The 12,253-nt window shown below is 73.1% G+C and carries 13 protein-coding genes; 4 read left to right on the top strand and 9 right to left on the bottom strand.

The annotated features are described in order from the left end of the window. Window positions 1-357: 357 nt before the first annotated feature. The 8 genes from def to AB6L24_RS31495 all read right to left on the bottom strand — a co-directional run bounded on the left by def (window position 358) and on the right by AB6L24_RS31495 (window position 7,844). Window positions 358-1,008, bottom strand: a complete 651-nt coding sequence (gene def / locus AB6L24_RS31530; protein ID WP_405660928.1) for a peptide deformylase — start codon at window positions 1,006-1,008, stop codon at window positions 358-360. A 126-nt stretch (window positions 1,009-1,134) separates the two neighbouring features. Next, on the bottom strand, window positions 1,135-2,115 hold the full coding sequence (locus tag AB6L24_RS31525; protein ID WP_030359852.1) for a hypothetical protein: 981 nt from the start codon (window positions 2,113-2,115) through the stop codon (window positions 1,135-1,137). Window positions 2,116-2,279: 164 nt separating this feature from the next. Beyond that, on the bottom strand, window positions 2,280-3,620 hold the full coding sequence (locus tag AB6L24_RS31520; protein ID WP_405660924.1) for an HD-GYP domain-containing protein: 1,341 nt from the start codon (window positions 3,618-3,620) through the stop codon (window positions 2,280-2,282). Further along, window positions 3,617-4,972: an HD-GYP domain-containing protein gene (locus AB6L24_RS31515; RefSeq protein ID WP_405660922.1), complete on the bottom strand. Its 1,356-nt coding sequence runs from the start codon at window positions 4,970-4,972 to the stop codon at window positions 3,617-3,619. The genes AB6L24_RS31520 and AB6L24_RS31515 overlap by 4 nt, the downstream gene beginning before the upstream one ends. Before the next feature lie 191 nt (window positions 4,973-5,163). Continuing rightward, window positions 5,164-5,472: a mycothiol system anti-sigma-R factor gene (gene rsrA, locus AB6L24_RS31510; RefSeq protein ID WP_030359849.1), complete on the bottom strand. Its 309-nt coding sequence runs from the start codon at window positions 5,470-5,472 to the stop codon at window positions 5,164-5,166. Then, entirely contained in the window at window positions 5,469-6,143 is a 675-nt protein-coding gene (locus tag AB6L24_RS31505) for a sigma-70 family RNA polymerase sigma factor (RefSeq protein WP_030359848.1), read from the bottom strand. Before AB6L24_RS31505 ends, rsrA begins: the two co-directional genes overlap by 4 nt. A gap of 221 nt (window positions 6,144-6,364) precedes the next feature. After that, the gene (locus AB6L24_RS31500) at window positions 6,365-7,027 is read right to left on the bottom strand and encodes an alpha/beta family hydrolase (protein WP_405660919.1); all 663 of its coding nucleotides are present in this window, start codon (window positions 7,025-7,027) and stop codon (window positions 6,365-6,367) included. 1 nt (window position 7,028) lies between these two features. Beyond that, entirely contained in the window at window positions 7,029-7,844 is an 816-nt protein-coding gene (locus AB6L24_RS31495) for an SOS response-associated peptidase (RefSeq protein ID WP_405660917.1), read from the bottom strand. A gap of 49 nt (window positions 7,845-7,893) precedes the next feature. Here AB6L24_RS31495 and AB6L24_RS31490 point away from each other — a divergent pair, with 49 nt between their 5' ends. The 4 genes from AB6L24_RS31490 to AB6L24_RS31475 all read left to right on the top strand — a co-directional run bounded on the left by AB6L24_RS31490 (window position 7,894) and on the right by AB6L24_RS31475 (window position 11,582). Next, on the top strand, window positions 7,894-8,616 hold the full coding sequence (locus tag AB6L24_RS31490) for a M50 family metallopeptidase (protein ID WP_405660915.1): 723 nt from the start codon (window positions 7,894-7,896) through the stop codon (window positions 8,614-8,616). Between the two features lie 125 nt (window positions 8,617-8,741). Then, window positions 8,742-10,067: a 3-phosphoshikimate 1-carboxyvinyltransferase gene (aroA, locus tag AB6L24_RS31485; protein ID WP_405660912.1), complete on the top strand. Its 1,326-nt coding sequence runs from the start codon at window positions 8,742-8,744 to the stop codon at window positions 10,065-10,067. A gap of 15 nt (window positions 10,068-10,082) precedes the next feature. Then, the gene (gene rsgA / locus AB6L24_RS31480) at window positions 10,083-11,093 is read left to right on the top strand and encodes a ribosome small subunit-dependent GTPase A (protein WP_405660909.1); all 1,011 of its coding nucleotides are present in this window, start codon (window positions 10,083-10,085) and stop codon (window positions 11,091-11,093) included. Between the two features lie 165 nt (window positions 11,094-11,258). Continuing rightward, window positions 11,259-11,582 (top strand): multidrug efflux SMR transporter, encoded by a 324-nt coding sequence (locus AB6L24_RS31475; RefSeq protein WP_030359842.1) that lies wholly within the window; start codon window positions 11,259-11,261, stop codon window positions 11,580-11,582. 21 nt (window positions 11,583-11,603) lie between these two features. Here the strand turns inward: AB6L24_RS31475 and AB6L24_RS31470 are convergent, their stop codons facing one another. Further along, on the bottom strand, window positions 11,604-12,209 hold the full coding sequence (locus AB6L24_RS31470; RefSeq protein WP_405660906.1) for a TetR/AcrR family transcriptional regulator: 606 nt from the start codon (window positions 12,207-12,209) through the stop codon (window positions 11,604-11,606). Window positions 12,210-12,253: the final 44 nt, after the last annotated feature.

Below are 12,253 nucleotides of genomic sequence, written 5' to 3'. Positions count from 1 at the left end.
CGTGCCGTCCGGTCCGACTGCGAAGTGCTGTGTGAGGAAGCAGGCACGAACAAACCCCTCTCGACCGCCTGAGGACACACGCCCCTCCCGCCGTGCCGGGCGCGCGCCGTTGCGTATCCCCGCGCTTTCCATTCAGCACCACAACTGACCGTTCAGGGAACAGATTTGCGCCATTCACTACCCCGGTGTGCCGAGAACATCCCCTTACGTGACCGAATCTGGATCACCGGCGTCCGATCGTGGGCTAGTCCTGTCCGGTTCTGCACGGGTACGCCAACGGCCCCTGGTCAGTGGGGTGTTCCCGACCAGGGGCCGCTGCTGTCACGTACTGCTCGTGCGCCTCAACCGCTGCGCAGTTCAGTCATTCGGCACCACGGGGTAGCGCGGTGTGCCCTCTTCCATCTGCCGCAGCGCGTCCTTGCGCTCCCGCTTGGAGAGACGGTCGATGTAGAGATACCCGTACAGGTGGTCCGTCTCGTGCTGCAGGCAGCGTGCGAAGTAGCCGGTGCCGCGCACCTTGATGGCGTTGCCCTGCTCGTCCTGACCGGTCACGACGGCGTAGTCCGGGCGGGCCAGCGGTGCGTAGGCCGTCGGCACGGACAGGCAGCCCTCGCCCGAGTCGTCCAGGCTGCGCTGGTCGGCGGGCAGCTCCTGGAGCACGGGGTTGCACACCACGCCCACGTGCCGGACGCCCTCGTCGTCCATGCAGTCGTAGACGAAGACCTTCAGGTCCACGCCGATCTGGTTGGCGGCCAGGCCCACGCCCTGCGCGGTGCGCTGGCTGGCGAACATGTCGTCGACGAGCTTCGCGAGCTCGTCGTCGAAGGCGGTGACGTCCTTGCACTCCTTGTGCAGGACCGGGTTGCCGACGACCGTGATCGGCCGGGACGTGCCGCGCTCGCGGTAGTCCGTCTCGCGCTCCTCGGCGTCCTCGGTGTCGATGACGAAGCCCTCGTCGTCGACCGGGAGCACTCCACCCGTGAAACTCTGCTCAGTGTCCTGCGCCATGTCCGCCGTATGCCTTCTTCCTGGGACTTCCTGGGAACCGCTGCCTGTGGTGCCCGTACAGGGTACGGCGTCCGCACGCGCCGGACGGGCTCTGCCCAGGGCTGCCGGACAGGCTCTGCCCAGGGGCTAGCAGACCTCTTCCAGGTCCCGCCAGTCCCGTGAGTCCGGGCTGTCGGCCACCCAGCCGTCCAGGAGTCCCCGCACCAGGCCGGCCGGCGCGGCCAGGCCGCACTCGCGCTCCGGCACCCACAGCGCCCCCGGGCTGCGGTGCCCGAGCGGACCCGGGTGCCCGGGCTCGCTGTGGTCGTGGGGGTCCAGGTGCTCCCCGTCCCCCTCGTCGCTCGGCATCCGCGACTCCGAGCACATCCGGCACAGCAGCCGCACGGACGACGACCAGTCCTCGGCGGCGAACCCGGCGTCGGCGGCGAGCCGCTCCAGGGCGTCCCTGTCCTCCTCGGTGGCGGCCTCCAGGAGCACCACCCAGGTGGGCACCGGCGAGGGCGCCCACAGCTCGATCTCGTCGAAGACGGGGTACGCGTGCCCGGCGGCCGTGGTCCGCTCGCCGTGCGGCACCCCGTCGTGCAGGACGACCTCGCCCCAGCGGCGCCCGGAGGACGGCAGCGGGATGGAGAGCACCTCTATCCGCGCCGGGTCCAGCCTGCGCCCCCACACGACCTCCGCCTCGCCCTCCGGCGAGAGCCGCACGGCCGCGCTGCCCAGCTCCATGCCCATCGGTTCACCCGTGGCGGCGACACCGCCGGGGACCTTCAGGCCGTACGCCTGCCAGGCGCGGCGCGCGAGCGGCCAGTCCTGGAGCGCGGTCGCCGCGATGCCCACGTTCCACCAGTCGGGGGCCCCGGCCGAGCGGTCGAGCAGCGCCACGGCCCTGAGGCCAGCGGCCCGCGCCTGCTCCCAGTCGTGCCGGAACTTGTGCAGGAGCGCGAGGTTGAACCAGGACTCCGACAGCCAGGGTTCGAGATCGGCGGCGCGTGTCAGGAGCGCGCCCGCGTCCTCGTAGCGGCCGTCGCCGATGAGCGTGAACGCCCGGTCGGTGGCCTGCCGCCAGGAGGCGGAGGGCCGGTGCCGTCCCTTGCCGAAGATCCTCACGATTCCCGCCTGCCAGCTCTTGTCGGGGTTTCCCCGCTGCCGTGCTGTCGCGCTTCCGCGCTTCCTTCGCATCCAACCACGGACCGTCGGACGGCCGCTCATTACCCATGGGTTACCCAGCTGGGCACGGGGTCAGACGGCCCGTGGCGCACACCACCGCGCCGTCACCCGCACTCCCCCGCGGGCCCCCCACGAAGCCCGCCGGGACCCTCCTGGGGCTCCTTTGGCGGCCCGGGTACCTGCCGCCGCTCGCCCGGCCGCCCGCGGCCCCGCGCGAGCACCCGTGCCAGGGCCTCCACGACCTCCGGCTGGTACTCCCTGCCGGTGCCGAGGCGCAGCCGCTCCAGTGCGCTGAGCGGCCCCTGCGGCCCGTGTTCCCGAGCCATCTCGTCGTATGCGTTCGCGACGCGCACGATGCGCGCGGTGAGCGGCTGGTCGCGGTACGGATCGGCCTGGCGCTCCACCACCACGGCGACGTCGGCGGCGACACCTGTCTGGCGTACGACGGCGCCGCCGAGCAGGGCGATCCGGCGCTGCTCGGCCTCCGGCAGGGCCGCGGTGGCGCCCGCCGGGACGGGGTCGACGAGGGAGAGCTGGCCGATGTCGTGCATCAGGGCGGCGTGCTCGAGGACGCCCAGGTCGGCCCAGGAGAGGCCCAGCTCGCGGCCGGTGGCGCGGCTGAGGTCGGCGACGCGGCGGGCGTGGCCGGGCGGGGTGTACCCGGCGATCTCGGTGGCGCGGGCGAGGGAGGCGATGGTCTGCCGGTAGGTGGTCCGGACGGCCGCGTACCGGCGGAAGGCCAGCTGGGTCAGGAGCAGCGGCAGGCTGAAGACGGGCAGCGCCCACAGCCCGGCCACGGCGACCGCGAGCGCCATCACGGCCCCCGTCGCGCACACGGCGGACCCGATCCCGGCCATGCCCCGCAGCTCGTCCCGCAGCAGCGGCCCGAACGGCCACCCCGACCCGGCGTGCGCCATGGCGGCGGCGAGCACGGCGTCGCACAGGGCGGTGAGCGCGAGGAGGGTCACGATGACGGCGGCGTACCCCGGCCCGTGTCCGGCGACGGCCTCCAACCGCCCGGAGTTGTACAGGGGTTGGAAGCACAGCGCGGCGAAGGCCACGGCGAGGACCCGGCGGGCGATGTGGTCGGGGGACGGGCCGCGGCCGAGCGCCACGTGCGGCACGGCCGCGACCAGTCCCGCCGCGACGACGACGGCGACGACCTGGAGGACCCCGTGGTGCGTCGGCCGCCCGCCGCACTCGCCGAGCAGGGCGTACGCGAGCGCGCCCGCGGACCCGAGCGGCGCGGGCTCCCGCTCCGCGCCGCTCCCCCACCGCGCCAGCTCCCCGACGGCTATGAGCACCCCGAAGGCCAGCGCGACCCCGGGCTCCTCGGCCCCGTTCCAGAGGGTCGCCCCCAGCGCCCCGGCGGCGACGAGCCCGGCGGCCCCGCGCACCGCACCCGGCACGGCGGCGGGCAGCCGCGGCCCACGGCGAGCGGTCACCGGCTCAGGGGGCGGAACGCTTCGGGGAGGTGCGGGGCGGCGCCGGGGCGGGCCTCGGGGGCGGGCGCGGTGCCGTCCGGCGGGACGTCGTCCTGCGGGGCGCTCCCCGCCGTCACCTCCGAGTCCCACCCGTGCCGGTCAAGGGCCCGCACCAGCGCGCCGACCATCGCCGCGTCGAACTGGGCCCCGGCGCAGCGCCGCAGTTCGGCGAGGGCGGCGGGGACGGGGCGTGCGCGGCGGTAGGAGCGGGACGAGGTCATGGCGTCGAAGGCGTCGGCGACGGCCACCACGCGGGCGGACTCGGGGATCTGGGCGCCGGTCAGGCCGTAGGGGTAGCCGCTGCCGTCGATGCGTTCGTGGTGGTGCAGGATCGCCGCCCGCGCGTCGCCGAGGAAGCCGATGCCGCGGACCATCTCGTGCCCGTACTCGGGGTGCAGCTCGATCACCCGGCGCTCCTGCGGTGTCAGGGGTCCCTCCTTGCGCAACAGCCGGGTGGGGACGCCGAGTTTGCCGACGTCGTGCAGGATCCCGGCGAAGCGGAGGACCTCCACGCGCTCGTCGGGCATGCCGAGTTCGCGGGCGATCAGGACGGCGGCGCGGCCGACGCGCTCGCTGTGGCCGCGGGTGTAGCGGTCCTTGATGTCGACGGCCTGCACGAGGGCGCGGATGGTGGCCCGGTGGGCGGCGCGTTCGCGGTGGTACTGGGCGAACACCCAGCACGAGACGCCCATCGGAAGCAGGACGAGGAGGGCCGCGGGCGGGCCGTAGGGGCTCTGCCACAGGACGGCCATCATCAGTCCGGCGAGGCCGTGCACGGCGACGGGCGCGAGCGAGCGGGGCAGCGTGCCCTGCCAGGCGTTCCGCGCGGGCACCCGCTCCGCCGTCACGAGGATCCCGCCGTCGAGCGCGGCGAGGACCCCGGCGAAGGCGAGCACGGCGGCCGCGGCGGGCAGCAGGACGTACGGGAAGTGGGGCGCCGACGCGGCCCAGGGGCCTTCGAGCGCGGCGTACGCCTGTCCGGCGGCCCAGGCGGCCAGGGCGAGCTGCGCCGCGCGCCAGGCCCGGCGCAGCCACCGCGGGCGCCGCTCGACGCGGGCGCAGAGGGCTCCCGGGACGGCGACGAGGGCGGCGGCCGCGGGCGGCAGCAGGAAGACCCCGGCGAGCAGGACGGGGAAGAACGTGCGGGCGGCGACGCCGTGCCGCACGGCGCGCTCGCCCCCGGCGTACAGGGCGGCGAGCAGCGCGACGACGGTCCACCGGGTGTGCGGGCCGAGCGCGGGCGCGACGCAGGCGGCGCCGCCGAGGGCGACGCACAGGACGTATCCGCGGGCCCGTGCCGGAACCGAGCGCATGGCCGCCTCCTCCCCCGATCCAGGTCCGGAGATCCGGAGACTAGAACGGGGTTCGGGCATGCCACGGCTCGCAGCCGCGAATTAGCACCTTCGAGTGAGAAAGCGCGTGAGAAAGAAGAGAAACGAACGTCCGACGGCCGAATTACGCCGCCCGGATCAAGACCCCCCGGATCACGACCCGAGGGGTCGGGTCAGGCCGTGCCGTCCACCGGCGTGGCCGTCAGGTCCTGGTCGGGCACCGCCTGGCCCGAGCGGATCAGGTCGATCCGGCCCATGACCTTGGCCCGCAGGTCGGCGGGCACGTCGTCCTGGCCGCAGCAGCGCTTCACCAGCTTCTTGACCGCCTGCTCGAGGCCGTACTTCTCCAGGCACGGAGAGCACTCCTCGAAGTGCGTCTCGAACTTGGTGCAGTCACTGTCCGGCATCTCGTGGTCCAGGAACTCATAGAGATGGTCCAGGACCTCACTGCAGTCAGTCTCGTGCGGCTCTTCGCAGCTCATGAGCCCGAGCCTTTCGCTTCGTTCGACTCCCCGGCACCGGCCGGGACCAGCCCGCGGTCACGCGCGTAGTCCTCCAGCATGCCGCGGAGTTGGCGGCGGCCGCGGTGAAGACGGGACATCACCGTACCGATGGGTGTACCCATGATGTCGGCGATCTCCTTGTACGCAAAGCCCTCTACGTCCGCGAGATAGACGGCGATGCGGAATTCCTCCGGAATCGCCTGCAGCGCGTTCTTCACGTCCGAGTCCGGCAGGTGGTCGAGCGCCTGCGACTCGGCGGAGCGCAGACCGGTGGACATGTGCGACTCGGCACGCGCGAGCTGCCAGTCCTCGATCTCCTCGGCGGCGCTGCGCTGGGGCTCGCGCTGCTTCTTGCGGTACGAGTTGATGAACGTGTTCGTGAGGATCCGGTACAGCCACGCCTTGAGGTTGGTGCCCTCGCGGAACTGGTGGAACGACGCGTACGCCTTCGCGTAGGTCTCCTGCACCAGGTCCTCCGCGTCCGCAGGGTTGCGCGTCATGCGCAGCGCCGCGGAGTACATCTGGTCGAGGAACGTCAGGGCGTCCCGCTCGAAGCGGGCCGTGCGCTGCGCGGCCGTCTCCTCGGGCTGCCCGGACTGCTCGGCGTGGCCGTTCTCGGTCCCTGCGTCGGTCCCAGTGACCGGACCCACCTCCTCCAACGACGTGGCGGGTCCGAAAGCGGCCCCACTCGAATCGGAGGATAGACGACGACCCCCTCCGCGCGCCGCCCGAATAGGAGCGGCCTTGGGCGCGCTCAGCACCGTCCACTCCAGGTCAGAGGTGGTGGAGCGGTCCGGGCAGATGGTCGGTCCCATGCGGTGGGCTCCCTCTCGTACGAACGGCTGTCGGGGTCTGCTGGCGACAACAGCCGTCACGCACCCAACATTCCCGCCCACCGCGCGACGGCGTCCGTGATGCGTTTCACTGCCTCGTCCTGTCCGATGTCGGCCTTTTTGGGCACGGCGAAGGAGTGATCGCCGAAGGGGATCTCGACGAGTTCGTAGGCGCCGCCGGCGGGGAACTCCGCCGGTTTGCCGAAGGGATCGTTGCCGCCCTGGACGACGAGGGTCGGCACTCCGGCGCCCAGGAGCTCGTCCGCGCGGGACTTCTCCGGCTTGCCGGGCGGGTGCAGCGGGAAGCTGAGCGCCAGCACGGCCGCCGCGCCCAGTTCGCCCGCGGTGCGGCAGGCGACCCGGGCCCCGGCGCTGCGACCGCCCGCGATCACCGGGAGGCCGGGCTTCGTGAGCGCGGGCCACAGGCCGCGCCAGCCGACGTCGAGGGTCTTGGGGGCGGGCGCCACCTTCTTGCCCGCGACGCGCCACGGCTGCTCCACCAGGGCGACGGTCACGCCGTGCGCGGGCAGCCCGGCGGCGAGGGCCCGGAGGTCGCGCGCCTCGATGCCGCCGCCCGCGCCGTGGCTGACGGCGAGGACGAGCCGCGCCTTCTGCGCCGGGTGCCAGGTGATCCTGGCCGTTCCGGCGTCGGTCTCGACGGTCTCGCTCTTGGCCGTACCGGCCGACTCGCTCTTGGTCACGTCAGAAGAGTGTGCCCTCTTCCGGACCCTCCAGCTCCGTCAGCAGCTCCGGTCCGTTGTTCCTCACACTGCTCACGGCCGTGGACACGGGGTACGCCCGCATCAGCCCGTGCGGCGGCGGCTCCAGGAGGGAGCGCAGGTCGTCCACGTCCGTGCGGGCGGGGTCGAGCCAGGCGTCCCAGCGGTCGGGGGTCAGCATCAGCGGCATGCGCGGGTGGATGTCCGCGAGGGCCTGCGGGCCCTCCTTGGGGCCGACGGCCAGCGGGGCGGTCTCCGCCTCCGTGGTGATCACCGAGCACGTCACCCACCAGGCGAGCGGATGCTCGTCGGGGAGCGTCCTGTCCCGCCAGAACTCATAGAGCCCGGCCATCGCGAACACCGACCCGTCGGCCGGGGTCACGAAGTACGGCTGCTTGCGGGGCCGCTTCTTCTTGCCCTCGACCTCCAGCTCCCGCTCGGCCTCGCCGGTCACCCACTCGTAATAGCCGTCCGCGGGCAGCACGCACCGGCGGGTGGTGAAGGCCCGGCGGTACGACGGCTTCTCGTGCACCGTCTCGGCGCGCGCGTTGATCATCCGCGCGCCGCCCTCGGGCGTCTTCGCCCAGGACGGTACGAGTCCCCACTTCAGCTTGCGCAGCTGACGAACCGGACGGCGGTCCTCGGCGTCCTTAAGAGGACGGTCGAGGACGGCGTAGACCTCTTTGGTGGGAGCGACGTTGTAGTCGGGCTCAAGAGCCTCTCCCGGCTCCCACTTCTCGATCTCGAAGATTCCTGCGAGATCCTCTGGTCCACGACTCGATGCATACCGTCCGCACATACGTGCCAGACTGCCATGCTGCGGCCTACGACAGGGAGCCAACGAAGCAATGCACACCTCCGCTTCCGCCAGCCTGAGCGACCTCTGGGACCGCCTCACCGGCACCCAGGCCGCCCCCGAGCAGTGGCTCGTGCTCGTCACCGCGGCCGTCGCCCTCGCCGCCGTCCTGCCGCACGCCGTCTGGCGGGTCTCCCGCAACGCCGTCACCATCGCCCACGAGGGCGGCCACGGCCTGGTCGCTCTGCTCACCGGGCGCCGCCTCGACGGCATCCGGCTGCACTCCGACACCAGCGGCCTGACCGTCAGCCGCGGCAAGCCCACCGGCCTCGGCATGATCCTCACCGCCGCCGCGGGCTACACCGCGCCGCCGCTGCTCGGCCTCGCGGGCGCCGCGCTGCTCGGCGAGGGCCGCATCACGGCGCTGCTGTGGGTCGCCACGGCCCTGCTCGTCGCCATGCTGGTGATGATCCGCAACGCCTACGGCGCGCTGACCGTGATCATCTCGGGCGGGGTGTTCCTCGGCGTCTCCTGGCTCGCGGACACGGACGTCCAGGCGGCCTTCGCGTACACCGTGGTGTGGTTCCTGCTCCTTGGCGGCGTACGTCCCGCCTTCGAGCTGCAGGCCAAGCGTCGGCACGGCGGGGCCGGGGACTCCGACGCGGACCAGTTGTCGCGGCTCACGCACGTCCCGGCCGGGATGTGGCTGTTCCTGTTCCACGCGGTGTCGCTGTGCTCGCTCATAGGGGGAGCGCGCTGGATGCTCACGGTGTGACATCGGGCCGACGTCCCCCGGTCACCCCGTGGTGGCCCGGTACTCCCCGCCCGTTCCCTGGTTCGCCTGGGTTTCGCCACTTTTGATCAAGATCTGCGGTCGGCGCGAGACACTAAAGTGTGGGCATGACCGTGAACCCGACACACACCGCCCTCTGGCCCGCCCCGCACGCGAGCGGAGCCGTCGCCGCGACGGTCCACGTGCCGGGCTCGAAGTCGGTCACCAACCGTGGCCTCGTCCTGGCCGCGCTCGCCGCCGAGCCGGGCTGGCTGCGCCGCCCGCTGCGCTCCCGCGACACCCTCCTGATGGCGGCCGCGCTGCGCGCGATGGGCGTGGGCATCGAGGAAGGCGTAGGTCCCGACGGCTCCGGTGAGGCCTGGCGCGTGATCCCCTCGGGCCTGCGCGGCCCGGCCACGGTCGACGTCGGCAACGCGGGCACGGTCATGCGCTTCCTGCCGCCGGTCGCCGCCCTCGCCGACGGCCCGATCCGCTTCGACGGCGACCCCCGTTCGTACGAGCGCCCCCTGCACGGCGTGATCGACGCGCTGCGCGCCCTCGGCGCCCGCATCGACGACGGCGCCGACGGGAACCCCGGCGCCCTGCCCCTGACGGTGCACGGCGGCGGCGCCCTGGACGGCGGCCAGGTGGAGATCGACGCCTCCTCCTCGTCGCAGTTCGTGAGCGCCCTGCTGCTCTCGGGCCCGCGCTTCAACCAGGGCGTGGAGGTGCGCCACGTCGGCAGCGCCCTGCCCTCCATGCCGCACATCCGGATGACCGTCGACATGCTGCGCGCGTGCGGCGCCCAGGTCGACACCCCCGAGGCGGGCGGCGAGCCGAACGTCTGGCGGGTCACCCCCGGCGCCCTGCTCGGCCGCGACCTGACCGTCGAGCCCGACCTGTCCAACGCCCAGCCGTTCCTGGCCGCGGCCCTGGTCACCGGCGGCCGCGTCACCGTGCCCGACTGGCCCGCCCGCACCACCCAGCCCGGCGACGCGCTGCGCCGGATCTTCACCGAGATGGGCGGTTCCTGCGAGCTGACCGAGCAGGGCCTGACCTTCACCGGCACCGGCTCCGTGCACGGCATCGACGTCGACCTCAGCGAGGTCGGCGAGCTGACCCCCGGCATCGCCGCCGTCGCCGCCCTCGCCGACTCCCCCTCCACCCTGCGCGGCGTCGCCCACCTGCGCCTGCACGAGACGGACCGCCTGGCCGCGCTCACCAAGGAGATCAACGAGCTGGGCGGCGACGTCACCGAGACCGCCGACGGCCTGCACATCCGCCCGCGCCCGCTGCACGGCGGCGTCTTCCACACGTACGACGACCACCGCATGGCCACCGCCGGCGCCATCATCGGCCTCGCCGTGCCCGGGGTACAGATCGAGAACGTCGCGACCACCGCCAAGACGCTGCCCGACTTCCCCGAGCTGTGGGCCGGGATGCTCGGGAACTGACGGGCGATCACGACCATGCGCCGCTACGGCAAGAACCCGGACGAGGACGACATCCGCGTCCGCCCCAACCGCAAGGGCAACCGCCCGCGCACCCATATCCGCCCCAAGCACGAGGACGCCGCCGAGGGCATGGTCCTGACCGTCGACCGCGGCCGTCTCACCTGCCTCGTCGACGACCGCGTCATCGTCGCGATGAAGGCCCGCGAGCTGGGCCGCAAGGCCGCCGTCGTCGGCGACCGCGTCGGCATCGTCGGCGATCTCTCCGGCAAGAAGGACACCCTCGCGCGCATCGTCCGCATCGAGGGGCGCTCCTCCGTCCTGCGCCGCACCGCCGACGACGACGATCCCTACGAGCGCGTGGTCGTCGCCAACGCCGACCAGCTCGCCATCGTCACCGCCCTCGCCGACCCCGAGCCGCGCCCCCGCATGATCGACCGCTGCCTCGTCGCGGCCTACGACGGCGGCCTCACCCCGCTGCTCGTGCTCACCAAGTCCGACCTCGCGCCCCCGGACAAACTCCTCGAGCTGTACGGCGACTTGGACATCCCCTACGTCGTCACCAACCGCGAGGAGCTGGAGAACGGCGACGCCGCCGACCGCGTCCGCGCCGAACTCGCCGGAAAGATCACGGCGTTCGTCGGCCACTCCGGCGTCGGCAAGACGACCCTCGTGAACGCCCTGGTCCCGCCCGAGCGGCGGCGCAGCACCGGCCATGTGAACGCGGTGACGGGACGCGGCCGGCACACCACCACCTCCGCCCTGGCGCTGCCCCTGCCCGACGACGAGGGCTGGGTCGTCGACACCCCGGGCGTGCGCTCCTTCGGCCTGCACCACGTCGACCCCTCACGCGTCATCCACGCCTTCCCCGACCTGGAGCCCGGCACGGAGAACTGCCCGCGCGCGTGCGGCCACGACGAGCCGGACTGCGCGCTCGACGCGTGGGTGGCCGAGGGGCACGCGGATCCGGCGCGCCTCTACTCGCTGCGGCGGCTGCTCGCGACGCGCGAGCGGCACGAGGGCGACTGACACGAAGGCGGCTGGCACGAAGGCCGCTGACACGGAGACGGCTGATCGGCCCTGAACTCCGCGTTGTTTACGCCCCCGTCGCTCCGGTAAGTGCATAATCGCACCAAGATTGAATCAAGCTTTGGTGAAGCGGTCACGGAACGTACGGACGCGGGAGGCACAACCATGGCGTGGCTGCTGGTCATCGTCGCCGGGATCCTCGAAACGGGCTTCGCGGTCTGCCTGAAGCTGTCCCACGGCTTCACCCGTCTCTGGCCCACCATCGCATTCGCGGCCTTCGCGCTCGGCAGCTTCGGGCTGCTCACGCTGGCCCTGAAGAAGCTGGACGTGGGGCCCGCGTACGCGGTCTGGACCGGCATCGGGGCCGCGGGCACGGCGATCTACGGCATGATCTTCCTCGGCGACCTGGTCTCCACGCTGAAGATCGTCTCCATCTCGCTGGTGATCGTCGGCGTCATCGGCCTCCAGCTGTCGGGCTCGGCGCACTGACGCCGACCCATCGGACACGCCCTAGCGGCCCGCCGCCCCCGCGATCACCCTCCGCACAAGCCGCGCCGGGTCCTCCTCCCGCCCCGCGGGCGCCACCACGTACGACAGCGCCACCCGCACCGCGCTCTCGCACGCCCGTGCCAGCTCCTCCGTCTCCGAGGGGCGGCCGCGCTCGGTGAGTGCGGCCATCGCGCGGTCCCTGACCTGGGCGAGGAGTTCGGCGGGTGTGGGCACGCCCGCGTCGGCGCGGCGCTGGGCCGGGACCGGGGAGCTGGACACGGCCGCCCGGCTCGGCATCGGCAGCCGCTCGCCCCAGAAGCCGGTGAGCACGGCCCGTACCAGGACGTTGTCGCGCGCCGCCCCGATCGTCCACGCGCTCACCGCGGCAAGCCTGTCCACGGGGTCGCGGGCCTGCGCCAGCGCCCGCTCGACGCCCCGCAAGTACGCGTCGGTCTCGCGCCGGAGCAGCGCCCTGGCGAGGCCGTCCTTGCTGCCGAACTCGTTGTAGAGGGTCTGCCGGGACACCCCGGCGACGGCTGCCACGTCGACCATCCGCACCCCGGCCCACGGCCTGCGGGCCAGCGCGGTGTAGGCCGCGTCCAGCAGTGACTCCCGCGCTGCAGGCATCGTCGCCTCCCGCTGCCCCGGGCCTGGACGGCCCTTGCGGTCCT

Source organism: Streptomyces sp. RK9, assembly GCF_045070545.1.
GTDB lineage: Bacteria > Actinomycetota > Actinomycetes > Streptomycetales > Streptomycetaceae > Streptomyces > Streptomyces alboflavus.
This window is presented reverse-complemented; position numbering and strand designations above follow the sequence as displayed.

Excerpts from the sequence above, each read along its gene's own strand:
- def (WP_405660928.1), bottom strand. The coding sequence starts at position 1,008 with ATGGCGCAGGACACTGAGCAGAGTTTCACGGGTGGAGTGCTCCCGGTC.
- AB6L24_RS31515 (WP_405660922.1), bottom strand. The coding sequence starts at position 4,972 with ATGCGCTCGGTTCCGGCACGGGCCCGCGGATACGTCCTGTGCGTCGCC.
- rsrA (WP_030359849.1), bottom strand. The coding sequence starts at position 5,472 with ATGAGCTGCGAAGAGCCGCACGAGACTGACTGCAGTGAGGTCCTGGAC.
- AB6L24_RS31495 (WP_405660917.1), bottom strand. The coding sequence starts at position 7,844 with ATGTGCGGACGGTATGCATCGAGTCGTGGACCAGAGGATCTCGCAGGA.
- AB6L24_RS31490 (WP_405660915.1), top strand. The coding sequence starts at position 7,894 with ATGCACACCTCCGCTTCCGCCAGCCTGAGCGACCTCTGGGACCGCCTC.
- aroA (WP_405660912.1), top strand. The coding sequence starts at position 8,742 with ATGACCGTGAACCCGACACACACCGCCCTCTGGCCCGCCCCGCACGCG.
- rsgA (WP_405660909.1), top strand. The coding sequence starts at position 10,083 with ATGCGCCGCTACGGCAAGAACCCGGACGAGGACGACATCCGCGTCCGC.
- AB6L24_RS31475 (WP_030359842.1), top strand. The coding sequence starts at position 11,259 with ATGGCGTGGCTGCTGGTCATCGTCGCCGGGATCCTCGAAACGGGCTTC.
- AB6L24_RS31470 (WP_405660906.1), bottom strand. The coding sequence starts at position 12,209 with ATGCCTGCAGCGCGGGAGTCACTGCTGGACGCGGCCTACACCGCGCTG.